This is a genomic window from Flavobacterium frigoris (assembly GCF_900111075.1).
In the GTDB taxonomy this organism is placed as follows: domain Bacteria; phylum Bacteroidota; class Bacteroidia; order Flavobacteriales; family Flavobacteriaceae; genus Flavobacterium; species Flavobacterium frigoris.
The window spans coordinates 310,857-335,731 of sequence record NZ_FOFZ01000002.1 but is presented as its reverse complement, the minus strand read 5'-3'; the positions used below and the strand labels follow the sequence as shown (position 1 = coordinate 335,731).

The window sequence follows — 24,875 nt, the reverse complement described above, 5'->3', positions numbered from 1 at the left end:
AAAATTTTTAATCTCTAAATAAAATACCATGAAAACACTACAGAAATTTGCATTCGCATTCGGTTTAGTTGGACTATTGTATTCTTGTCAGTCAACGAATCAGGTACTGTCAAAATCAGAGAAGAGAACCGAAATCATGAACACTATCGCTAATGACGAAATGATGTCAAAAGAGATGATGGGCGCGTTGATGAAAAGTAAAAGCGGTAAAATGATGATGATGAAAGAACATCATGTCACAATGATGGAGAAGATGAAAGAAAATCCGGAAATGATGAAAAGCATGATGCCTGAAATGATGAAAATGATGAAGGATAATCCAGAAATGATGAAAGAAAGCCATGCTAAAATGATGGAGAAGATGAAAGAAAATCCTGAAATGATGGGAAGCATGATGCCTGAAATGATGAAAATGATGAAGGATAATCCAGATATGATGAAAGGTATGATGAAGGGCATGATGGAAAAAGCCAAAAATGATGATGCTATGATGTCCGATATGTGTAAATCAATGATGGATAGCCCAGAAATGATGAAAATGATGGAGAAAATGAAGGTAGAAAAAATGGACATGAGTAAGATGAAGGAAATGGATAAAAAATCCAAATAACATTTTAAACACAGTAGTGGTATTTAACGCTAAAACTATACAATTATGGATAATACAGGACATGGAGGAATGCATATGGATGGCTACTCATTTATGGGAATGCATTGGTTTTGGTGGGGCTCAATATTGATTTTTGCATTGATATTATTAGCAGTAGCTCACCGATACAGAAAAAACAAATAAATTTAATGTTAAAAATAAATAGCATGGAATATTATTTCAGTAAAACAATTAACGACAGTTTCGAAAATGCAATTCAAAAAGTTACGGAAGCGCTTAAGGCGGAAGGATTTGGAATATTAACAGAAATTGACTTAAAAGCAACACTAAAGAAGAAACTGGATGTGGACTTTTACAATTACACCATTTTGGGTGCCTGCAATCCGCCATTTGCATATAAAGCATTATTGGCCGAAGATAAAATAGGAACGATGTTGCCATGTAATGTGATTGTTCAGGAAAAAGTAAAAGGTCAGATAGAAGTTTCGGCGGTTGATCCAGCTGCTTCTATGCAAGCGGTAGAAAATACTGAACTTGTGGGAATCGCAACAGAAATCAGAGATAGCCTAAAAAAAATAATCAATAATTTGTAAACGTTTTTTTTGTAACGGTAAAACGTATCAAGCAAGTAAAATAGCATTGAAGATTAGTAATTAAAAATAATAAAATGAATACTTTAAAATATACAGCGTTGTTAGTTTTGATTGTATCCCAATCTATTTTTAGCCAGAAGGTAGAAGGTAACGTCGATAATCTTACGGTCAAAGAATATACATTGACTATTAAGGAGGAGATGGTTAATAAAGCAGGGGTAGCCGTAAAAGGAATGACTGTAAATGGACGTATACCAGGTCCAGTATTGGATTTTACTGAAGGGGAATATGCTGTTATTTATGTGAAAAATGAAATGTCTGTGGAAACATCTGTTCATTGGCACGGGATAATACTGCCTAATTTTTATGACGGAGTTCCCTATTTGACTACTCCGCCTATCAAGCCGGGACAAATGCTGAAGTATGAATTTGCTATAAAACAAGCGGGAACGTATTGGTATCATTCACATACTATGCTGCAAGAGCAGAGTGGTGTGTATGGGTCTATCGTTATTCATCCCAAAAAAGAAACATTAGTGTACGATAAAGAATTGGTACTCATGTTGTCGGATTGGACTAATGAGAAACCACTAAACGTACTCCGGACTTTAAAACGGGGTTCAGAGTGGTATCAAATAAAAAAAGGGACTGCGACTCCGCTTAATAGAGTTATTGCAAGAGGTGCCTTCGGAGCACAGTTAAACTTTTGGAGACAGCGTATGGTGGGGGCAGATATTGCCGACATCTACTATCCTGCATTTTTGATTAATGGAAAACAGTCCGTTGACTATCCCGATTTTAAACCTGGAGAAAAGATAAGAGTGCGGATTATTGATGGCGGTGCTTCTACTTCTTTTTGGATGACTTTTGGTGGAGAAGATCCAATACTTGTTTCAGCAGACGGTCAAGATGTAGTGCCAGTTGTAAAAAACAAAACATTTATTGGTATCGCAGAAGCCTATGATTTTATTGTTACCATTCCACAAAACGGTAAAATTGAATATAGAATTACGGCACAAGATGGTTCAGGGAGCGCTTCGGCATTTCTGGGAAGTGGTAAAATCTTAGCGGCTCCAGTTATTCCAAGACCAGACAAAATTGGCATGATGCAAAAGATGGCGAAGATGGACATGAAAATGGGAGCTCATGCAATAAAGTACCGTCCGAAGAAAGACGAACGCTTCAAAATTAAGGAAGAGTATGGCATGCAAATGGATATGTCCAAGGATTCTAAAATGAAAGGAATGGAAATGGATCATTCGAAAATGAAAGGGATGAAAATGGATGACATGAAGCAAAAGCAAATGGATATGTCCAAGGATTCTAAAATGAATGGAATGGAAATGGATCATTCGAAAATGGATCATTCGAAAATGAAAATGGACGGTATGCAAGAAAACCATGCGGTGGCAGCGGATTCTAAGAAGGGAAGCGGCATGGAAAGCGAAATGAAAATGGAAGGAATGGATCTGTTTTCAGAATACAATTATGATTACCTAAGATCACCGGTAAAAACGAACTATTCTGCTGATGCGCCTGTGAAAGAAATCCTGTTGAACCTAACGGGAAATATGCAGCGCTATATCTGGAGTATGAACGGTGTTCCATTGGCTGAAACTGATAAAATAAAAATTGAAGGAGGGCAGGTGACAAGAATAACATTGAATAATCTGACCATGATGCATCACCCGATGCACTTGCACGGTCATTTCTTTAGGGTTATCAATAAAAACGGAGAATATTCGCCTTTAAAACATACCGTAAATGTGCCACCAATGGGGAATGTCACAATAGAATTTTACGGAAATGAATATGGAGACTGGTTTTTCCATTGTCATATATTGTACCATATGATGGGCGGTATGGCAAGAGTTTTTAGCTATGATACACTAAGAGATACGCGTATGAAAGGGTTTCCTGTAGCTAAGTTAGTAGCTGAAACCAACAGATATTATTCATGGGGAATGGTAGATGCAGCATCTCATTTTACGGCTTTGCAATTAACGGCTTCCAACCTGAGAAACCAATTTAACGTGTCTATGGAATATGGATGGAACAAAAATCTAGAGGGAGAAATTACCTATGAAAGATATTTACATGATTACTTGAGGGTTTTTGGTGGTATAAACATAGAAAATGAAAAGGAAGATAGTTTTGATACGTTCAAGACCACGGCAGTCGTTGGGATTCGATATTTGACTCCGTATTTATTTAATCTTGATGCGAGAATTGATAATGAATTGAGACCCCGAATTGCGTTAGGAAGAAGTGTTATGGTATTTCCTAAATTTTCAGTGTTTGGATATTATGAATACAAACTGGATTTAGGCTTGGTGAATGATCTTCCGGTAGCGAAAGACTACACCTCAGATACTGTTTGGAGCGCGGGTGTCGAGTATATGTTCTCAAAAAACTTTTCAGTAATGGGAAGCTATGATAACCGTTTTGGTGGAGGCGGCGGGTTATCTGTCAGGTTTTAAAAGCGATTGTCCTAAGTAAGGAAATTGATTTATTTAAAAGCAAGAATGATGTCTTTTAGTAAACTTCAAGCAAATGGAATAAGTGCTCATTACTTATTGTAAAAACAAGAAAAAGCTATGATGTGGTTTCATAGCTTTTTTGTTTTGTGTCTTGCTGTTGTGGGCACAGTATGCAATTCCGCACTACCTTTCGGTATGAAATCAAGCGGTATTGTGGTACTGTTTATTTATCATATTTTAAAAAAAGCGTAGACGTTTGTCTTTAACAGAGTCCACACGAAGCATTTTATAATCCAGAATATAATTTTGATAAATGCGCCAAGGGGCTTTATTCCCTTGACTAGGAAGTGTATTTGCTGCCCTGTTTATGTATCCAGAGTTCAGGTTAAGTAGCGGAACGGGTTTTAAATCGGTCTCAATTACTTTTGCTTGTACTGCTTTGTAATTATGTTTTTCTAAATATTTCAGTACCCGAGAAATATACTCGCTGGTCAAGTCACTTTTCAACGTCCACGAAGCATTGGTATAACCAACAAAAATAAAGAAGTTAGGCAGATCGCTTAACATAAGGCCTTTATAGACAAAAGATTTAGAAACATCAAATGGTTTTGAATCTAGTTGAATTTTCACCCCTCCAAACGCCACTAATTCAAGTCCAGTTGCCGTGATGATAATATCAGCATTTAGTGTCTTCCCCGATTTTAATAAAATTCCATTGCTTAAAAAACGATCGATATGATCTGTAACTACTAATGCTTTCCCTTTCCTGATGGCTCTAAAAAAATCTCCGTTTGGGGCGATGCAAAAACGCTGTTCCCATGGGTTGTAATTAGGTATAAAATGAGGGTCAACGGGAAAGTCTCCCAGACCTTTTTTAGCTCCGTTTATGATGAAGTTTTTCATTCTTTCTGGATAGTACTTACAGAGATTGAAAAAGACAATAGTGTATAAAATATTCTTATAACGAATTAATCGATAAGCTACTTTTTTAGGGAATAGGCGTTTCAGTCGTGCAGCAACCTTATCTTTATTGGGCAAAGCAGCAATATAGGTTGGCGATCGTTGCAGCATAGTGACCTTTGCGGCTTCAGCGGTAAGCTCGGGGACAATGGTGACGGCAGTCGCTCCGCTACCAATTACAATGATTTTTTTGTCAGTAACATCTAAGTTTTTAGGCCATTTTTGAGGATGGATTATTTCTCCTTCAAAGCTGGTTTGATCCTTAAACTCGGGGGTATAGCCTTTGGTATAATTGTAATAGCCACTACAGCTAAAGATAAACTGGCAGGTATAGATTGTTTCTTCTGCCGTTTCCGTATTTGTGGTAGTTACCGTCCATAATTTCTCTTTTGTATCGAAGTTATAAGAAAGCGCACGCTGTTGGTAGATGATATGATCGCGTACCTTATATTCGTCAGCGGCTTCATTTATATATTTCAAGATAGAAGGCCCGTCAGCGAAAGACTTTTGCTCATCCCAGGTTTTAAAGGAATAACCAAAGGTGTACATGTCAGAATCAGAACGAATTCCTGGGTATTTAAACAAACTCCAAGTGCCCCCAACTTCCGTTCTTGCTTCTAGAATAATATAGGTTTTATTGGGATTTTTACGGGACAAATGACAGGCGGCGCCTATACCAGATAATCCTGCTCCTATGATAATGATATCGGTATGATTCGTATTCATGTTGTTGTTTGTAAATTTAAATGCTGTTGCAAAATACAAAATAGAATCAACAAAAAACATCATTAAATTTTCAAGCTTAATGGGTTTGTAATAGATGAGGTGATTTGTTGAAAGCGCAAAGTCGGCTGGCTTTGATCGGGCTGGTATTTCATAATCCATTTGCAAATCATCAAGTCAATCTTTTTTATCTTGTTGTTCTGTGTGGTGTTGTTTTCTGAGAGCAGATTCGTCTTCAACGTTCATGCCGTTTGACATTCCTATCATAAAGGCAGTAATAAATAGCATTAGTTTTCTTTTTATCCAAAGAGTTGGTCGTTTAGAGGACTCTAAACGTGTTGTATTGTTGTGTTTATACATGGTGTAAATGACAAATGATTAGACATTTTTTTATCATCGGTATGCAATAAATTGCATAAATGCTTAGAAAAGCAGTGCTGTTCTAAGCTATGTATAAACTGGAATAAGAATTGCTTGAAGTGATTGTTTGGCGTAAAAAAACCTGTTGTGCCTTGATTGCGCTGATATTTTGATACAATGCAATTCGGGATTTTAGAAGCACTTGTGTTTTAAGGCTGTATATATCTTGCAATTGCAGCTGTGCAAAAGGAATTGGCAATGAAGTTTTCTCAGACGAAGTTATCTGATTGAAAACGTATACTCTGGAGTTTTTAAAATCTTTTCTCTCCTGAGCGGAGGAAACTTGATCGTAAGCTGCTGTATTAGATTGAGAATCTAAAGCACCATCGTTTACCATCAAGCCAAAAGCAAGAAAGAGCGCAATAAGATATTTTAGTTGTTTGATCAATTGATGGTTCTAAAGTTAGAGCGAAGGTAGGTATTTTTGTGTTTAAATATTAACGACCTACAAGATAATAGGTTTATGATTATTCAAAAAAAAAAGAATCTACCTCAATTAAGAGGTAGATTCTTTTACATATTCCATAATGTCTCCTGGTTGACATTCTAAAATTTCGCAAATTAATTCGAGTGTAGAAAAACGAATTGCTTTGGCTTTTCCTGTTTTTAAAATAGAGAGGTTTGCGGTGGTGATGCCAATTCTTTCAGCAAGCTCATTAGAGCGCATTTTTCTTTTTGCAAGCATCACATCAACGTTTATTACTATAGCCATAATTATACTGTTAGTTCGTTTTCGTCTTTAAGATTTTTTGCGATTTTAAATACTTCACTTAATACCATAAAAAACAAAGCTAAAGTAATTATAGGAAAATGGAAACCTATATAATTGACGTTTTTAGAACCGATTCCTATCTCTTGAAAAGAGAATATTTTAAAGCATAGAATGGGTATTTCTTTTAATATTGTTGATAAAATTAGAACCTTTCCGATTTTATTTAGAAGCAAAATAACTTGATCATCAAAAATTTTGTTTTCCATAAATAGAAGCACGACTTTTTTAAGTAAATAAATACCATAGATAAGAACAAAAGAACTTATTGTGATAAAACTTAAAACGATTTTTAAATTTACACCACTAAGTAATAAATCTATATTTTCTATTTGAAAAGGCCTTTGAATTTTATAATCAAATAGTACTTTACTTAAATTAAATAAAAGTGAAATAGAGGAAACGATTGATGCGAAGAAAAATAAATTAATAAAGAATTTTAAATAGGTTAATTTTTTCATGATTATGTCTTTTAGGTTTTTATAATTCATGACAAACATAACAATTAATTATCGATAAACAATAATAAAATAATACAAAACAATATTTTTTTATTTTATGATGAATTTTAAAATCACTTTCATTTGTTTTTTTGGCGTAAAGCCAATAATCCAAAAATAGGACCAATTGCCAAAAATGAATAAATCAAACTACTGTTAGTCGACAGTTGCAACCAACTAATTAATTGGATGCTAACTATTGTAATGGCAAAGCCAATACTGTTGACTAAGGTAAGTGCTGTGCCTTTTACTTCGGCGGGTGCGTTTTGTGCTACCAGTGTAGAAAGCAAGGGTGAATCGGCAACTACGGCCATGCCCCAAAATAGTAGGAAAGCAATAAATAGTGTAGCTGAAGGTTGGATGAATAATAGTGGCGAAATAAGGCAGCAAATACAAGACAGTAACAAAGCAATGGTCGCTATTTTTTTGGTTCCAAAACTTTCTGATAAATAACCACTTAAAATACAAGCGAGTCCGCCAATACCAATGATAATAAAAGATAGAATAGGAATGTTGAATTGTGCTTGGGGATGTAGGTTGGAGTAAGCGGCAAGCATAAACGGTGTGAAAGCCCAAAAAGCATAAAGTTCCCACATGTGACCAAAGTAACCAAAGGCAGCGGTGCGTAAATTTTTATTTTCGAAAATTCCAAAGAAGGCTTTGATGTTGACTCCTTGACTTGGTTTTCTAAAAGGACCGTCAGGAACAAAAAACACCATCATTAAACCACCCAAAATAGCGAGTCCAGCAGTGCAAAGAATAACAAGTTCCCAAGGCAATCCAGAAGTCATACCCTTTAGGAAATGCGGAAAAGCAGTTCCTAAAACGAGCGCGCCAACTAAAAGCCCTAGTGATTTCCCTAGTCCTTTTTCGAAATAATCAGCGGCAATTTTCATGCCCACAGGATAGATTCCGGCAAGGAAGAAACCTGTTAGAAACCGAATACTTAACATGCTTGCTAGATTATTGCCATCCCATAAAATTCCAAGGTTGCATGCAGCGCCAAGTAAAGCACTAATTAAAAACACTTTTGAAGGCGAAAACCGATCGGCTATCGCTAATAATGCAAAGACTAATGTTCCTAGGATAAAACCAAATTGCACCGCCGAAGTTAAGTAGCTCACAACACTCGGGTTGAGGTTGAAATGCAATACTAAATCACTCATGACGGCATTGCTGGCAAACCAAAGCGAAGTACAGCAAAACTGAGCGATGACAATTATAGGAAGGATAGTTTTTGAAGGTTTCATTGTGTTTTTATTTTGGCAGCTACTTTGTAGCTGTGGATCGCAAAATTAAAGCATTATTTAGGATTGAAACTTTTATTTAATATTCTTTTGGTGTTTAGTAGGTCATTGCGACGAACGTGCGCCATCACGGCTGCTGTGTCACGACTTGTTAAGTAGCTTTGTATTGTGTGTTTGCTTCGTTCCTCGCAATGACTTTGTTTGTGGTTGTTGTCATTGCGACGCAGGACGCAATCACGGCTGCTGCATCACGTGAGGTTCAATATATCAAAGTTGTTAATCAATCTTAATGATTGCATTAGCTTCGTATTTGAGAAAGGAGCTATCCCCAAAAACAACTATACTCATCTTTCTCGATTAATCGAATGAAGTCTAATAAATGTTTTGTGATTGGTTGCGGTTTATAGGCATGCCATTTTAAATCGGATTTCTGCCAAAACACTTTCCATTGGTCATCTTTTTGGACATAGGTGGCTTTGGCAATGTCTCTTTCAATTTTCTTTTTAGGATCCATCCAATCGGGTCTAATTTCGAAGATGAACACACTTTGTTTTTCAATTCGGTATCCAATATCGATTTGAGATCTCATTTCTTCGTTAGGACGAATGTAGGATAAGTAATTTTCAATTTCTTCTATCTCGATACTAGCTATTTCGTATTTCATATTTATTGTTTTATAAATTTCACTTACCCTTTTGTTAGTTGTACAGTTGGTTTTGTGGTTGCTGATTTTTACTCCAAATGTATAAAATATTGTATTTCAAAAAAAAGCTCTTTCGTTTAATATTTTCAATTTTGTGTCGCGTGAAGGATGGCAGTGGAAATCCTTTTATAGCATGGAGCGATAGCAGAATGATAAAAAAGATTGCAACGAACAGCCTGACCTCGTTGCATTATAAACTTGTCGTTACCGCTAGTCGTACTGCAACGAGGGCACGCCCAAAACAAGCAAAACACCCTTGGTTTTAAAGGGTAAAACACCATGAAAATTCGCACTGAAGGTTCGGCGGTAAAAAGCTTGTTTGGCTTCAAAAAATTTTATAATTTTGCACTCTGAATTTATAATGTAAAGTAAAGAACAAGATGGATATCAAAAGAGTAGCAACAGACGCTGTAAACGAGACGATTGTAATAACAGTTGTGCACATGGATTACAAAGGTCAAGTAGCAAAAAGAATAAACGAAAAAATGCCTTTGGCTACCGTTAAAGGATTTAGAAAAGGGGCTGTGCCTAAAGATCTTGTTGAAAAACAATACGGTAAAGCGATAAAAGTAGAAGAAGTGACTAAAGTGGTTGATTTAGCTTTAGAGCGTTTTTTACAAGCTGAAAGATTAAACCTTCTAGGGACTCCGCTTCCTAAAGTAAACGAAGATTTTTCTTGGGATGGGGAAGAATTGGTTTTTGAGTACGAAATTGGATTAGTTCCTGATTTCACTTTAGACTTAGAGGCTAAAAACGACATCGTGAAATATGTAGTTTCTGCGGATGCTAAATTAATCGACGGTCAAGTGGAGCGTATCCAAAAACAATTTGGTACTGCAGTTCCTCAAGAAGTGGTTGTAGCAGGTTCTGATTTAACTGGAACTTTCTTAAACGAAGAAAAAGGAATCAATAGTGGAACGACTGTTTCTTTGGATATTTTCAAAGACAAAGCGACTGCTGATAAATTCATCGGTAAAAAAGTAGGTGACGTTGTTACTGTAAACACTAACGGTTTATTTGAAGATGCTCATCAATTGATGGACGTGATGAAAGTAGGTCATGATGACGTTCACACACTTGCTGTAGATGTAGATTTTAGAATCGAAGCGATCAATACAACGGAATTGGCTGAATTAAACCAAGAGTTGTTTGATAAGCTTTTCGGAGAAGGAGCAGTAGCTTCTCTTGACGAATTGAAAGCGAAGATCAAAGAAGATGCTGAAGCTCAATTTGCAACGCAAGCAGACCAAAAATTATTAGGAGATGTTACTGAGTTTTTAATCGATAGCACAAAATTCGATTTACCAGCTGAATTTCTTAAAAAATGGTTGCAAACTGTAGGAGAGAAAAAATTGTCTCCTGAAGAAGCTGAGGTTGAATATGCACGTTCTGAAAAAGGATTGCGTTTTCAATTGATCGAAGGTAGAGCAATGGCTCAATCTGATATCAAAATCACTTTTGAAGACTTGAAAACTTTCACTACAAAAAATATCCGTCAACAAATGGCACAATACGGACAAACAAATCCTACGGACGAAGAAGTTCAAGGAATTGTTGCAAGAGTATTGTCTAACCAAGACGAAGTAAAAAGACTTTCTGATCAAGTTGTAGCTGAGAAATTGTTAGAATTGTTTAAAGAAAAAGCAAATCCAACAACTAAAGAAGTTACTTACGACGAATTTATTGCTGCGTCTTACGGAGAATAATTTCTAAAAAATTAAGTATATTTGAGCGTCAAAGGAAAATTCTTTTTGGCGCTCTTTTGTTTCAATTAATTTGAGGAGCTAATCCAGTTATGCGTTACAAGTTTTTTCTTCCGCTTTAGTTTTTTAAAATTCTTGCAAGAGCTTCCTTTGGTCGCTTTACAAGAATAAAAAAACTAAAAACCGGAATTCAAAAAGCTTTTCACTGCTACCTGGGCTAAAAATAAGACAGTTTGACATCATTTATAAAGAGGTATGACCTTTGCATTAAAGAAGGCTACAGATATAACGTAAAACTTAGAACAAATAAAATATGAACTACGGTAAAGAATTTAAAAAGTTTGCTACAAAGCACCAAGGAGTAAATGCTATGTACTACGATAAAATCGTTGCAGCAATGAACCCTACTAATATGACTCCATATATCATCGAAGAGCGTCAATTGAATATCTCTCAATTAGATGTTTTCTCGAGATTAATGATGGACAGAATTATTTTCCTAGGAACAGGAATCGATGACCAAATTGCAAATATCGTTCAAGCACAATTATTATTCTTAGAAAGCGCTGATGCTTCTAAGGACATTCAAATTTATTTGAATTCTCCTGGAGGAAGTGTTTATGCAGGATTAGGAATTTATGACACGATGCAATACATCAAGCCAGACGTTGCTACAATTTGTACAGGTATGGCAGCTTCTATGGGAGCAGTACTGTTATGTGCAGGTGCAGAGGGAAAACGTTCAGCATTGCCACATTCAAGAGTAATGATTCACCAACCATCAGGAGGAGCACAAGGTGTTGCGACTGATATGGAGATCAACTTAAGAGAAATGTTGAAACTGAAAGATGAGTTGTATAAAATTATCTCTCACCACTCAGGACAAACATTTGACAAAGTGCATAACGATAGCGAACGTGACTATTGGATGATTGCTGATGAAGCAAAAGAATACGGAATGATTGATGAAGTTTTAAGAAGAGGATAAAAATCAGTAGGCAGTTTGCAGTCGCAGTATTGAGTACTGTGACTGTTGGCCGAGACTGAAAACTATAAAAGATGGCGAAAGAAAAATTAGAATGCTCATTTTGCGGAAGGAAAAAACCAGACACCAATTTATTGATTGCTGGAATTGATGCGCACATATGCGATAAATGTATTGAGCAGGCACATGGAATTGTTTTAGAAGAATTGAAATCTAGTGGAAGTTCAAAATTAGCTGGGGATCTTATTTTAAAGAAACCAAAGGAAATTAGAGCGTTCTTAGATCAATATGTAATCGGGCAAGATCAAACTAAAAAAGTAATGTCGGTTGCGGTTTACAATCACTACAAACGTTTAATGCAACAGCAGCAAGACGATGAGGTAGAGATTGAAAAAAGTAATATCATCATGGTAGGACAAACTGGAACTGGTAAAACATTGGTTGCAAAAACAATTGCAAAAATGCTTGACGTTCCTTTGGCCATTGTTGATGCGACTGTATTGACAGAAGCAGGTTATGTAGGAGAAGACGTTGAGAGTATCTTGACACGTTTGCTACAAGCTGCTGATTATGATGTTGCCAAAGCAGAGCGCGGAATCGTTTTTATTGATGAAATAGACAAAATCGCCCGTAAGAGTGACAACCCGTCTATTACACGTGACGTTTCTGGTGAAGGAGTACAACAAGCATTGTTGAAACTATTAGAAGGAACAGTTGTAAACGTGCCACCTAAAGGAGGACGTAAGCACCCAGACCAAAAATTTGTTGAGGTAAATACTCAGAATATCTTGTTTATCGCCGGTGGTGCTTTTGACGGAATCGAAAGAATTATTTCTAAAAGATTGAATCGTCAAGCTGTTGGATATTCTACATCAAAAAATGTGGACAATATTGACAAAGAGAATTTACTACAATACATTATACCTAAAGACATCAAAGATTTCGGATTGATTCCAGAAATTATTGGCCGTTTGCCGGTATTGACACACATGGATCCTTTAGACAGAGAAACGCTTCGTGCGATTTTGACTCAACCTAAAAATGCGTTAATCAAACAATATCAAAAATTGTTTTTAATGGATGAGGTTGAATTTTCAATCACTGACGAAGCTTTGGATTTTATTGTTGATAAAGCATTAGAATACAAATTAGGAGCTCGTGGATTGCGTTCGTTATGCGAGGCGGTCTTAACAGATGCTATGTATGAATTACCAAGTTCAGATACTAAAGTATTAGAAATTGATAAGAACTATGCAACAGAAACTTTAAATAAGAATTTGTTGAAGCGATTAGAGATAGCATCATAGAAATTGCGTTTTTCTCAAAAACATTAGCCCGTTCATTCAATTGAGCGGGTTTTTTTGTGGGTATTTTGAGGTATTTGTTATTGTTATAAAAAACAAAGAAGATTCTTTTTTATAAACAAATAGATTACCGATTTTTGTTACTTCTAAATCAATATCGATATATAATGGCAACAGAAGACAAAGAGATTATTTTATTAAAAGTTTCTGGGCAGGATAAACCAGGTGTTACAGCTGGCTTAACAGCGGTATTGGCTAACTATAATGCGATTGTTTTAGACATTGGCCAGGCTGATATTCACGAAACACTTTCTTTGGGGATTTTGTTCGAAATTGAAGCAGGTTCTACTTCTGCCCCAGTCTTAAAAGACTTGTTGTTTAAAGGATATGAATTAGGAATTAAAGTAAAGTTCGTTCCTATTACTATTGAAGATTACGAAAGCTGGGTAAAAACACAATCCAAACAACGCTATATCATTAATATTCTAGGCGAAAAATTAGCTGCTAAACAAATTGCTGCGGTGACTAAAATAATGTCCGACCAACATTTAAATATTGATTCCATAAAAAGATTAACCAGTAGAGCTTCTATTGTTGTTAAAGAAGAATATCCTCGTTCTTGTGTGCAGTTATCTGTGTCAGGTATTATGGAAAACAAGGCCTTAATGACGGCTAGTTTTATGGAAATCTCCAGAACTATGGATGTGGATATTTCTTTTCAAGAGGACAATATGTTTAGAAGAAACAGACGTTTGGTTTGTTTTGATATGGATTCGACTCTGATTCAAACCGAAGTAATTGATGAATTAGCTGATCTAGCTGGTGTAGGAGAGCAGGTAAGAGCGATTACAGAAGCGGCGATGAATGGCGAAATTGATTTTAAAGAAAGCTTTAAACAACGCATGGCCTTGTTAGAAGGTTTAAGTGAGGAAGTACTGCAAGGTGTGGCTGAAAATTTACCCATCACCAAAGGAGCGCATCGTTTGATGAAAGCGCTAAAATATTACGGATATAAAACCGCTATTTTATCAGGAGGATTTACCTTCTTTGGTAAATACCTGCAAAAAGAATTGGGGATTGATTATGTTCATGCCAATGAATTAGAAATTATAGATGGTAAATTAACCGGTAAGTATCTTGGCGAAATCGTTGATGGCGCTAAGAAGGCCGAATACTTGCAAGAGATAGCTGAAAGAGAAGGGATACACATTAATCAAACGATTGCTGTTGGTGATGGTGCCAACGATTTACCTATGCTAAATTTAGCCGGTTTAGGAATTGCTTTTCATGCAAAACTAACCGTAAAAGAAAGCGCAGAAAGTTCTATTTCCAGCTTAGGCTTAGATGGTGTTTTGTACTTATTAGGATACCACGATAGGCATATTGATATGATGGAGATAGAATAAGAGCAATACTTCATAATAGCTTTTAAATCGACTCCAAGTGCATTTCTTTCAACTGCTCAATTGATCGTGTTGATTTGAATATCTCATTATATTATGTTTAATGCCAAGTTTAACAGCATTTTTTAGAATACACAACTTGTTATTCTATTCTTGCCAATATTCACTATAAAAATTAGTAGTTTCCATCAGCTCTTCATGATTCCCAGTGGTTGATAATGTGCCATTTTCGAGAACGTATATAGTGTCTGCAATTTTTTTCAAGGTATTCAAGCGATGTGAAATGAAGAAAATAGCACAGTTGGGTTTTATTTTGTCTAATAAAGCCATAGAGAAATTCTCTGTGTTTCTATCCATTGCCGATGTCGCTTCATCTAAAATTAGAAACTGAGGTTTTTTATATAATACTCTAGCTAAAGCTATAATTTGTTTTTGTCCACCTGATAAATTAATTCCTTCTTCTCCCACTATCGTTGCGAATCCCTGTGGCAATTGGTTAAAATAAGTGTCAAAACCATATTCGGTAAGGAATGAAATTATGTTTTCTGGCGTTTCAGTTGCTCCAAGTAAAATATTATCAATTACATTGCCATTGAAAATGATTATTTCTTGCGGAACTACGCCTATCAATTTGCGATAGCTGTGTAATTCAATTTCTGACAGTTGGTATGTATTATTAACTGTAATAGTTCCTTTTTCAAAATTATAAAACCGCTGTAGTATTTGACCAATTGTACTTTTTCCACTACCGCTTTCTCCTACAATTGCCGTTAGTTTTCCTTTTTCTATTTTAATATTAACGTTCGAAAATAATTCACTTCGTCCCGCGAATCGAAAAGATAGATTTGTTAATGAAACACTTTTGATTTCATCGATTGAAAAACCTGCTTCTTTTTCTTTTTCGATAGAAGCAAATTCAAACATTCTATTGAATGCAATTTTGGCTTCATTAATAGGTATTGATATCAATGCTAGATTTGCAATTGATGGTAATAAGGAACCTACGATCCCTAAAATTGCCATTAATTCCCCTAATTTAATTTCTTTGTTGAAAACTTGACTAGAGGTGTAAATTAAAACTCCTGTCAAAAAGAAAACACTGGCCAGTCCTGATTGCCAGGAAAGACGAATATTTATTTTCCCTAAATGAAATAGTTTTTCTTGAAAGTTCTCGAAAATCATTTCATTGGTTTTGCTAAAAACGGCTTGTTTGTTATCGTTCTTTATAGTTGCAATTCCCTGAATCGTATTGATATAATTGCTTTCGTTAAATGCATAACTTTGCATGACTGATTTTTGTGCTTCAATTATGGCTTTGTTACTTCTATAAATAATATAAAAATAAACAGGCATGGTCAATAATGAAATTAAACCTAATTTCCATGAGTAACCGAACAAGAAAACTAACGAAATGATAGAAACTAATACATCAATTACTAAGCTGCTTGCCAGCATTTTAATGACTCTCTGAACTCTTTGTGTGTCATTTAGTCGAGCAACTAATTCTCCTATTTTTCGAGTATCAAAAAAAGGTTTTGGAAGATGAAGCAAAGAGGAAAAAAACTGATTGTTGATGCGATTATTGAAATCTTTAGACTGTTGTAGCAGGAAAAACTCTCGTAATACCGATATTCCAACTCGTGCCAATAGCAATATAGCCAATAATACAATTCCAGAGATTAGTTTATTGATATTATGCGACGGTAAAATATCATCAATTAGTTTTTGAGAAAACAAAGACATGGACATTCCTAAACCTGCCACAAACACACCAAGTAGCACACTAATCCACAGTAATTTATAGTCTGGTTCTAGTAATGCTAAAAACCACTTCTGTTGCGCATTTTTGACTTCAGTTTCTTTTACAAAGTTATCATTGGGTTCTAGTGTTAAACAGCTTTTTGAAACCCAAATTTCATCTAATTCATTTGTCGATAAATAATGAATTCCTTTACCAGGATCGCCAATTAAGAAACCTTTTTGGTCATCATAGTGATAACAAACCACGTAATGTTGTAGTTTATCTTCTATTACTACGTGAAGAATTACTGGTTGTTTGTGATCAATTAAAGCTTGTATATCTGCTTCGCAGCCCTCGGCATTAAATCCTAATTCATTGGCAACTTGATATAAGCCCAATAAGGTTGTGCCTTGTTTAGTCGTTCCGCTTAATTCACGTAATTTTTCGATAGATTGTAAACCGCCATATAATTTTATAAGAGACAATAAACAGGCTACACCACAATCAGATTGGTCTAGCTGTAGTGTATGGGTTTTTTCGATATGTTTTGTAGTCATTATTCTTAGTTTGCTATTGCTTCATTTTGTCATTGCTTCGCCTGTTCGCTTTGCTCGAGACCGACCCAATAGGAATCTCATCATTTTTATTGTAGTTTTTTTAAGATAGTTTCTACTTTAGTTTGCCCTTTCAACTTCTCAATGAGTTGTTGGTGTTTATCATATATAACTAAACAAGGCAAAGATTGAACATCAAAGGTAGTAGCGAAAGTAACTTTAGAGTCACATACAAAATGAATGTTACCATAATTTAAAAGATTATGTTTTTGAGCAAATGTTTTTATCAGTTCTGGTTTCTCAAATGAAACAAAAACAAGTTGGTACGGTCTAAATTTATCTACACTTTCCTCAATCATGTGAGCTTCTTCATTACAGTATTCGCATTCACTATTAAAATAAATAAAAAGAGTAGGGGTGTCCGTTTTTAAATTTTTATTAGAAAAAGACTCTCCGTTTAAATTTTGGTATATAAAAGCAGGAATGGTTTTTATGTTTGCTGCGATCTCTTTTTTATGTTTGATTTTAGTAACTATCTTGTAACCCATTAAAGATATTAAGCTTACAAAAACCAGAGGAAGTACGATTTTAAATATTTTTTTCATTTAGATTGTTTAAGAGTAGTTCAAAGTAAAAAACATAATGACCACTACCCAAAGTAACAGTGCACTACCATAACTAGACGAAACAATTTTTAATCCGTGATCCATATTCGTTTCGGTAATTTTACCAATAAAATAAGCGAGAAGTAGCCAGTAGGCTAGCTCAAATAAATTAATTACTTGAAAAGGATATATTAACCATGGTTCTAATCCTTTATAACCAACAATACTCAATGCAGACAATGGATAGAAAAATTGTATATCTTCAAGCGTGTAATTTGTTTTAAAAAAGTAAAACCAGATGATTTTAAATATTGGAACTAGTAAGAAAATGAATTCTGCTTTAATGATAATATGAAATAGTTGTTTAAATTTAATTTTTTTTTCACTAAACATGAACATGCTAATATTCAAGATGGAACTTATGAGTACCAATTTAATGAGAATAATTACTGGAATTAACAAGTAACTTACAAAAGCCCATTTTTCTCTAAGATTTAGGTATTTTTCAAGATCATCACTTTTTAAAGTATTTGTTAAACTAAGATTCAAAAGTTGATTAATATGAAGTAATTTTATTAAAAAAAAACTTATAAATACAGTTAAAAATGTAAGAAGTATGAAAGACCATTTAATTTTCATTGTTTAGTTTTTTTTTCTTTTTTTACGTTAGAAAAAAACATAATCGTAAAAATGATTAAAGCACAAAGTGCTAAAACCTTAGAAACATTAGAATCTTTAAATATTAACACAATTAGCGAAATTAAAATTCCTATAATTGAAAAACGAGTTATCTTTTGCATAGCTATGTATTATTGTTTAAAAGAAAGTTTATAAATGGTTTGTAATTATAAATAACTAATTTGGTTTTATACAAAACCAAATTAGTTTTTTTTTTTCTAGCATACAGCTGAGCCACCTAATAAGGCACCGCCTATACCTCCAATCAGTCCCCATGTAACCCCTACAGGCCCTAGAGCAAACGCTATACCGTTACCAGTAGCAGAAGCCATACCCACCATGAATCCACCTGCAATACCTGCAGCACAAGCCCACTTTCCGCCTTCCAGATTTTCCATCTGATTTAATTCTAATGTTTTCATAAAATAATAATTTAATTGGTTAATAATAGTTTACTAGGTAGTCCGCTAATTACGTGCACTTAATTTTGGATTACTAGCGTTTTTCAAATGTATTATTTTATTGCTATCTATTTTACGGTTATTATGTTAAAATAGTACGGTTTTTTACTATAAATTAAGTTAGTCGTAATTTTTTTGCTTCTACGATTAGTTCTTTGTTACTGCTTTTTTCTTTTAATAGTGTGTTTTTTATACACGCTTTCCTTTTCTCAATAGCACTCAAGGAAAGGTCTATATGATTTGGCATGTCTTTGGTTTTAATTTTTTTGTCAATTAAAACTAAGATTTGTAAATCAATAGCATCAAAATTTAGTTTCTTTATGATGGTGTTGTTTTGTGTTTTACTAATGGTATCGCTGTAAAAGGTGGCACCTAGCGTTATAGATTGATACGCCGTTACAAAACTTGTTGCATCTATATCACTCTTTAAAATGAAGCCTTCTGGATTAACTTCGTGTTTGGCAGTTGTGACAATTGCAGGTTCACTGTGCATAGTGAGTAATATTATTTTACACGCGGGGAAATAATTCCTAATGAGTTTAGCTACATCAATACCTGTAAGTAGATTTTTAGCTGGATAGGCAGGCAAACTTATATCTACAAGGGCAACATCAAAGTTTTCTTGATCGTTGTGTTTTTCAATAATCCTATTATATGCTTGTTCACAAGAAAATGCTGTTACAAAATTATCATCTGTAGCTTTAGTTTTTATTTGTGAAATTAGACTTCTATAGCTATCGACAGTCATAGGATGGTCGTCAACTAGAAATACGTTGGATGTAATCATGAAGTGAATTTTAAATAATCCACAAGATATAATAATAGAATTAGCTTACAAAAAAAATACATCAATTTCACCTTTCGTTTAAATTGCTTTAGTATATTCCTATACTTACTCAATCTAGCTAAATATCTTATAAAAATTGCTTATCCAATTAACTCCATTTGCATACTTTTCAATTGTTCTAAATAATCTCTTTGATTAGACAGTCTAGGGATTTTATGTTGGCCACCTAGCTTATCTCTGTCTTTTAGCCAGTCATAAAACAAGTTTTTGCGGGCGACATTAATAATCAGTGGGTTTAGAGTCATGTTGTTACGGCGTTTGGCCTCGTAATCTGAATTAAGAGATTGTAATGTTTCGTCTAATATATTTCGGAACGTGTCAATGCATTTTGGAGTTTCTTTAAATTCGATCATCCATTCATGCGCTCCTTTTTCTTTGTCAATCATAAAAACTGGGGCAACGGTGTAATCTACCACTTCGTTCTGGGTCATTTTACAAGCTTTGGCAATAGCCATATCTGTGTTTTCGACCATCAATTCTTCTCCAAATACGTTGATGTGGTGTTTTGTTCTCCCTGTCACTCGAATACGGTACGGGCTTAAAGAGGTAAAACGAACCGTGTCACCAATCAAATAACGCCATAAACCGGAGTTTGTAGTTATTACAATGGCGTAATTTTTAAAAATTTCTACATCGGCTAAACGGACTACCTTTTGATTTGGAGTTCCAAAAGTATCCATTGGAATAAATTCATAGAAGATTCCGTAATCGAGCATTAACAATAAATCACTGGAATTGTTGAGATCCTGAATCGCAAAAAAGCCTTCGGAAGCGTTGTATATTTCGTAATATTTAAAATCCTTTTTAGGGAGTATTTTTCGGTATTGATCGCGGTAAGGCTCAAAATTGACACCGCCATGGAAATAAACTTCTAGGTTGGGCCAAATTTCAAGTAGATTTCCTTTTCCGGTTTTTTCGAGCATTTTATTCATTAAAACTAACATCCAGGACGGAACACCTGCAAAACTAGTTACATTTTCTTTTTTAGTTTCATTAATGATAGCGGCAATTTTTGCTTCCCATTCACTCATAAGTGAAATTTTATTGCTCGGTGTACTACTGAATTCAGCCCAAATAGGCATGTTCTCAATCAGAATGGCAGACAAATCACCAAAAAAGGAGTTGTTGTCCTCGTATATTTGAGAACTCCCTCCTAAACGGAGACTTTTTCCTGTAAAAAGTTCGGAGTTTTCATTGTTGTTTAAATACATGCACAGCAAATCCTTACTTCCTTTATAATGACAATCTTCTAATGCTTCAGGACTTACTGGAATAAATTTACTTTTAGCATTAGTTGTTCCGCTTGATTTTGCAAACCATTTTATAGGGGTTTCCCAAAATAGATTTTGTTCACCGCTTCGGGTTCGTTCTATCAAAGGTTGAAATTCTTCATAGCTGCTGATCGGAACTCTATCTACAAAAGTGGTATAAGAATTAGTGGAATCAAAATCGTATTTTTTACCTAACTCCGTATTTTTTGCTGATTGAATTAAATTCATAAGCAGCTCATCCTGCACCTCATTTGGGTATTTCAGGAAAAGTTCGATCTGATGGATTCGTTGTTTTAGAACCCAGGACGCAAATGAATTTATTAATTGAATAGGCATTATTTGATGGGAGTTATGAATTATGAGTTATGAATTATAACTTTACCAAAAATAACAAAATTTGTCATACATCAAACTTTAAAAATCAAACTTAATGCAATACGAAGGTGTACTTACTAAAATGCAAACTGAATTTGGGAATCCAATTCAATATTATTTAGTGTTTGAAGATAGTTTTTTAAATGTGAATCAATTATTGGATAAAAGCCTTGAAATTAATTTTGTGGGATACCAATGTTTAAATTGTAAAAAGAAGAAAAAAATATTTCGTCAAGGTTGTTGTTACGATTGTTTTTATTCGAGCGCTGCAGTGGGAGATTGGATTATGAGACCGGAATTGAGTACCGCACATCTCGGGATTCAGGATAGAGATTTGGCATATGAGGAAAAAGTGCAATTGCAACCCCATATTGTTTATTTAGCCTTGTCTAGTGAGGTAAAAGTAGGGGTAACCCGAAAAACTCAAATGCCTACACGATGGATTGATCAAGGAGCAAATGAAGCCATTTCAATTGTGGAAGTGCCGAATCGTTATTTGGCTGGAATCACTGAGGTAGCCCTTAAAAATCACTATGCTGATAAAACTAATTGGAGAAAAATGTTAACCAATACTGTGGAACATGTTGATTTAGTTGCCGAAAGATTAAAGCTAGAAAACCTTATTCCAGAGGAAGTTAAAGAGTATTTCTTTTTGAATAAAAATGATTTATACGAAATGCATTATCCGGTTTTACAATACCCTATCAAAGTAAAAAGCTTAAGCCTGGATAAGACTCCCAGTTTTCAAGGAAAACTCACAGGGATAAAAGGGCAGTATCTTTTATTTGAAGATGGCACGGTGTTTAACGTTCGCAGTTCTGAGGGTTATGTAGTCAAGATTTCAGTTTAATATTTCTAGGATTTGGGCGTGACCATTTTGAAAAAACAAGAAAAATATTTTTCTTCAAAATATAGCACAATAATTAGCTGTATGAATCGTATATTTTTGATAATAGACCTCATTTAAAACCGAGTGAAAAAATATAATTATTGAAAATAACACACACTCAAAAGAATTGTAAACACTTTTTTTATAAGTAAAAAGGAGTACTCACAAACTTGTATGGAGTACTCCTTTTTTATTTCACTGAAATAAACCTTAAAATTTATGGTGTCGTTTCAGGTTCTGCTGGTTTTGGCTCAGCAGTTTTCTTTTTCTTAAACAAACCATTGATTAAATCGGTCGCTTTAGCTTTTACCTCTTCTTTAGCTTTTGTTTGAACGGCTGCTTTCACTTCTTCCTTTTTTGCTGGAATCACTGTTTTAGTCGTGTCACCCGTTTTTTTGTTTTTATTGATTAAATCAGTCAATGAAGATGTTCCTTGTTTTACCAATCGTTCTTTTTGTTGCTGCACCAATTGATTAGTCAGATTAGTTACTGCAGTTGCGATATCAGTGGATATTTTTGGACTCGTAAAATTGCCTGTCAATGAAGCATTAACGGGGATACTTTCTAGTTTAGCGGCTTCTGCCGGAGTCAGTCTTGCGATTAACGCATTGGCTTCTGATCCTAAATATTTGGCAGGTACATCAAATTTGATATTGTACTTCATGCTTTGGTCAAAACCATGTGTTCCACCAATAGTTGCTTTGATATCTTTGTAATTGATGTTAAAAGGTTTTACGCTTACCATTCCGTCTTTAAAAGTAATAGCTGCCTTTAAATCGTTTAAATTAATTTTACTGACGTCAATGAATTTCAAATTAGAGCCTAATGCAGTTAACAAAGTGGAGTTATTAGAATTTAGGGTGGTCGAAAGTAATTGCCCTAATAAATCTCCAGTTAATGTTTTTAAATCAGGTCTCATGGCAGTAGCGTCAAGATTTCCGTTCAGTTTGATTGTTGAATTCAATTTACCATTAATAATTCCTGCAATAGGAGCCAGTTTTTTCAATAGATCCAATTGGGTAAATGACTGTGCGATGTCCACTTGCTTCAGCGAGAGATCCATGTTAAAAGTCGGTACTTTTCCTTTTGTGGAAACGGCTCCGTTCAAACCAATGTTTCCATCAAAAACAGTAGTTTTTATGTTTTCCATTGTCAGCTTCTCGTCCTTAACAATCAATTTTCCGGATACGTCTTTCAATGTTAAATTATCATACAGTACAGTATTTGCTTTGGCGGTAAGAGAACAGTTTAAAAAGGCAGGGATTTTCATCGCTTCTGTTTTCTCATTTGTTTTACCAGCTTCTGCTGTAGTCATGAAATCGCTAACGTCCAACTGATTTGAATTCAGATTGAAATTTCCTTTCAACTCTTGGTTCTTAAAAATAAAGCCATAAAAATTTTCTAAAATTCCAGTAACACTTAAGTCACTTTTTCCTGTTGTAGCGTCAAATTGTTTTAAATTCACCTGACTAGGATTAAACTGAATCAAGGCGTTGCTGATGTTCATTGTTTTGCCATTTTCATCTGCATATTTAAAACCAGATAAACTCATAGTTCCGGCATTATTGATTTTGTCATATTGGCTTTTTTCCACAGATAACATGTCAAATTTAGTGGTTACATCCGCTTTTAAAACTCCAGTTAATGGCTTTTCTAATTTTATAGGATAAGCTTTTGATACATTTGCTAAATTGATTGTTCCCTTTAATACAGCATCGACAAGTGCATTTTCAGTAATATTTCTAATGTTTGCTTTGGCATTAAAAACATCTTGATCTATTCTAAAAGAAAGTTTGTCAAGATTGATATAAGTGTCGTTTAAAATTCCGGTTTCATTTATAATTTTACTATCGATTATTATATTTTGAATTGATTTTGGTAAATCAGGATACTGAACCGAAGCATTGTTTGAAGCGATGTCGATATTGAATTTTGGTACCGTTGTATCTGAATACAATCCTTTTGCGAAACCAACAACGGTAAAATCACCTGTTGTCTTTACGTTATCTAAATTTGCGGCGTAAACTGCCGGGATAATTCCAAGGAAATTTTTAAAGGACGATGTAGGTGTTTTAAATTTTAAATCATATTCCTGACCAGCCTCAACAAGTTGAATAAACCCATCAAATTCTAGCGGTAATTGATTGATTAATGCTTTGTTTTCTTTGAAAGTATATTTGCTTTTGTCTAAATCAATACCTAAAACGGCGTCTAATGTTACCGGAACATTTTTCATGTAGTTGACTTTATCCATGTCAAGGGTGATTTTTGCAGTTGATTTTGTGACCAAATCTAATTTTGATGCTGCAAAGTCGCCAGTTCCTTCATGGTTTATACTGTCAATCACCATTTTTATTTTTGAACTTTCGTCAAAGTACTTGAACTTGAAGTTCTCAATTTCATACTTTTGAATATTTAATTTTAAGGGTTTGCCTGCACTAGTCTCTTCGTTTTTTATAGCAATGTCATAATTTCCTATTCCGTCTTTATTGAAAAGAATATTTATCATACCGTTTTTTGTGGCTATTCCTTGAATGTCCATGGCTTCGTCTTTCCCTTTAAAAAGTTCTTTAATAGACATTTTCAAATCTATTTCTTCGATTGATACTAAAGTGTCACCTTTAAAAGGTGCTTTATTTATAATGTTCAACTGGTATAAAGTAACATTAGCATTGGGGAAGTTTTTAAAGAGACTCAAATCAGCATCTATAAAACTGACGTTGGCATCTACTTTTTTATTTATCGCCTCTGTAATTTTTGCTTTTATTTGATCTTTGAAAAAATAAGGAACTGCAAATAAGGTTACTGCTAGTAGAATAAGTATACTTCCAACTATTTTTAAAATTTTACTTAACATATGTTTTAGATGTTTTGTTTACTGGTTATATAGCAAATATGTTGCCGTAATTTATTACAAAAATACCATTTTAATGAATTAGTCAGACTCTAAAGTTTTCATAAATGATAGATTGCTTATTTTTTTATCGAATATAGAGATAAATTCCCTTGTACTTCCGATTTTAAAAAGCATAAAAAATCCGTTTGAAAAAGAGA

At 34.4% G+C, this 24,875-nt stretch carries 22 protein-coding genes; 9 read left to right on the top strand and 13 right to left on the bottom strand.

Annotated elements, in window-relative coordinates; all coding sequences use genetic code 11:
* Positions 1-28 precede the first annotated feature (28 nt).
* The 4 genes from BMW63_RS04645 (at position 29) to BMW63_RS04635 (ending at position 3,683) form a co-directional block, all read left to right on the top strand.
* Positions 29-610, top strand: a complete 582-nt coding sequence (locus BMW63_RS04645; RefSeq protein ID WP_074721700.1) for a membrane or secreted protein — start codon at positions 29-31, stop codon at positions 608-610.
* A gap of 45 nt (positions 611-655) precedes the next feature.
* On the top strand, positions 656-793 hold the full coding sequence (locus tag BMW63_RS18085) for a hypothetical protein (RefSeq protein ID WP_175460258.1): 138 nt from the start codon (positions 656-658) through the stop codon (positions 791-793).
* 23 nt (positions 794-816) lie between these two features.
* On the top strand, positions 817-1,203 hold the full coding sequence (locus BMW63_RS04640; protein WP_074721698.1) for a DUF302 domain-containing protein: 387 nt from the start codon (positions 817-819) through the stop codon (positions 1,201-1,203).
* A 74-nt stretch (positions 1,204-1,277) separates the two neighbouring features.
* The gene (locus BMW63_RS04635) at positions 1,278-3,683 is read left to right on the top strand and encodes a multicopper oxidase domain-containing protein (protein WP_074721696.1); all 2,406 of its coding nucleotides are present in this window, start codon (positions 1,278-1,280) and stop codon (positions 3,681-3,683) included.
* A 237-nt stretch (positions 3,684-3,920) separates the two neighbouring features.
* Here the strand turns inward: BMW63_RS04635 and BMW63_RS04630 are convergent, their stop codons facing one another.
* From BMW63_RS04630 to BMW63_RS04600, 6 genes are all read right to left on the bottom strand, one after another.
* The gene (locus tag BMW63_RS04630) at positions 3,921-5,528 is read right to left on the bottom strand and encodes a flavin-containing monooxygenase (RefSeq protein WP_245744858.1); all 1,608 of its coding nucleotides are present in this window, start codon (positions 5,526-5,528) and stop codon (positions 3,921-3,923) included.
* Between the two features lie 280 nt (positions 5,529-5,808).
* On the bottom strand, positions 5,809-6,174 hold the full coding sequence (locus BMW63_RS04620; RefSeq protein ID WP_139174188.1) for a hypothetical protein: 366 nt from the start codon (positions 6,172-6,174) through the stop codon (positions 5,809-5,811).
* A gap of 108 nt (positions 6,175-6,282) precedes the next feature.
* Complete coding sequence (locus tag BMW63_RS04615; protein ID WP_074721690.1) at positions 6,283-6,498, bottom strand: helix-turn-helix domain-containing protein; 216 nt, start codon at positions 6,496-6,498, stop codon at positions 6,283-6,285.
* A 2-nt stretch (positions 6,499-6,500) separates the two neighbouring features.
* The gene (locus tag BMW63_RS04610) at positions 6,501-7,016 is read right to left on the bottom strand and encodes a DUF2975 domain-containing protein (protein ID WP_074722066.1); all 516 of its coding nucleotides are present in this window, start codon (positions 7,014-7,016) and stop codon (positions 6,501-6,503) included.
* 119 nt (positions 7,017-7,135) lie between these two features.
* Complete coding sequence (locus tag BMW63_RS04605) at positions 7,136-8,305, bottom strand: MFS transporter (protein WP_074721688.1); 1,170 nt, start codon at positions 8,303-8,305, stop codon at positions 7,136-7,138.
* A gap of 319 nt (positions 8,306-8,624) precedes the next feature.
* On the bottom strand, positions 8,625-8,966 hold the full coding sequence (locus BMW63_RS04600; RefSeq protein WP_083380346.1) for a DUF3024 domain-containing protein: 342 nt from the start codon (positions 8,964-8,966) through the stop codon (positions 8,625-8,627).
* Between the two features lie 419 nt (positions 8,967-9,385).
* On the opposite strand from BMW63_RS04600, the gene BMW63_RS04590 reads away from it, so the two are divergent.
* The 4 genes from BMW63_RS04590 to serB all read left to right on the top strand — a co-directional run bounded on the left by BMW63_RS04590 (position 9,386) and on the right by serB (position 14,403).
* Complete coding sequence (locus BMW63_RS04590; protein WP_074721684.1) at positions 9,386-10,711, top strand: trigger factor; 1,326 nt, start codon at positions 9,386-9,388, stop codon at positions 10,709-10,711.
* A 310-nt stretch (positions 10,712-11,021) separates the two neighbouring features.
* Positions 11,022-11,696 carry an ATP-dependent Clp endopeptidase proteolytic subunit ClpP gene (gene clpP, locus BMW63_RS04585; RefSeq protein ID WP_074721682.1) on the top strand — a complete coding sequence of 225 codons (675 nt, stop codon included), beginning with the start codon at positions 11,022-11,024 and terminating at the stop codon, positions 11,694-11,696.
* Between the two features lie 71 nt (positions 11,697-11,767).
* The gene (clpX, locus tag BMW63_RS04580) at positions 11,768-13,000 is read left to right on the top strand and encodes an ATP-dependent Clp protease ATP-binding subunit ClpX (RefSeq protein ID WP_074721680.1); all 1,233 of its coding nucleotides are present in this window, start codon (positions 11,768-11,770) and stop codon (positions 12,998-13,000) included.
* Between the two features lie 164 nt (positions 13,001-13,164).
* Complete coding sequence (gene serB, locus BMW63_RS04575; protein WP_074721678.1) at positions 13,165-14,403, top strand: phosphoserine phosphatase SerB; 1,239 nt, start codon at positions 13,165-13,167, stop codon at positions 14,401-14,403.
* A gap of 144 nt (positions 14,404-14,547) precedes the next feature.
* On the opposite strand, the gene BMW63_RS04570 is transcribed toward serB, so the two are convergent.
* From BMW63_RS04570 to BMW63_RS04545, 6 genes are all read right to left on the bottom strand, one after another.
* On the bottom strand, positions 14,548-16,698 hold the full coding sequence (locus BMW63_RS04570; protein ID WP_074721676.1) for a peptidase domain-containing ABC transporter: 2,151 nt from the start codon (positions 16,696-16,698) through the stop codon (positions 14,548-14,550).
* A gap of 86 nt (positions 16,699-16,784) precedes the next feature.
* Entirely contained in the window at positions 16,785-17,300 is a 516-nt protein-coding gene (locus tag BMW63_RS04565; RefSeq protein WP_074721674.1) for a TlpA family protein disulfide reductase, read from the bottom strand.
* A 9-nt stretch (positions 17,301-17,309) separates the two neighbouring features.
* A complete protein-coding gene (locus BMW63_RS04560; RefSeq protein WP_175460257.1) occupies positions 17,310-17,849 on the bottom strand; it encodes a hypothetical protein in 540 nt (179 codons plus the stop codon).
* Positions 17,850-18,196: 347 nt separating this feature from the next.
* A complete protein-coding gene (locus BMW63_RS04555; RefSeq protein WP_074721672.1) occupies positions 18,197-18,400 on the bottom strand; it encodes a hypothetical protein in 204 nt (67 codons plus the stop codon).
* 154 nt (positions 18,401-18,554) lie between these two features.
* Positions 18,555-19,226 carry a response regulator gene (locus BMW63_RS04550; protein WP_083380344.1) on the bottom strand — a complete coding sequence of 224 codons (672 nt, stop codon included), beginning with the start codon at positions 19,224-19,226 and terminating at the stop codon, positions 18,555-18,557.
* 140 nt (positions 19,227-19,366) lie between these two features.
* A complete protein-coding gene (locus BMW63_RS04545) occupies positions 19,367-20,893 on the bottom strand; it encodes a GH3 auxin-responsive promoter family protein (protein WP_074721670.1) in 1,527 nt (508 codons plus the stop codon).
* 94 nt (positions 20,894-20,987) lie between these two features.
* On the opposite strand from BMW63_RS04545, the gene BMW63_RS04540 reads away from it, so the two are divergent.
* On the top strand, positions 20,988-21,782 hold the full coding sequence (locus tag BMW63_RS04540; protein WP_074721668.1) for a DUF2797 domain-containing protein: 795 nt from the start codon (positions 20,988-20,990) through the stop codon (positions 21,780-21,782).
* A 256-nt stretch (positions 21,783-22,038) separates the two neighbouring features.
* Here the strand turns inward: BMW63_RS04540 and BMW63_RS04535 are convergent, their stop codons facing one another.
* A complete protein-coding gene (locus BMW63_RS04535; protein WP_074721666.1) occupies positions 22,039-24,678 on the bottom strand; it encodes an AsmA-like C-terminal region-containing protein in 2,640 nt (879 codons plus the stop codon).
* Positions 24,679-24,875 lie beyond the last annotated feature (197 nt).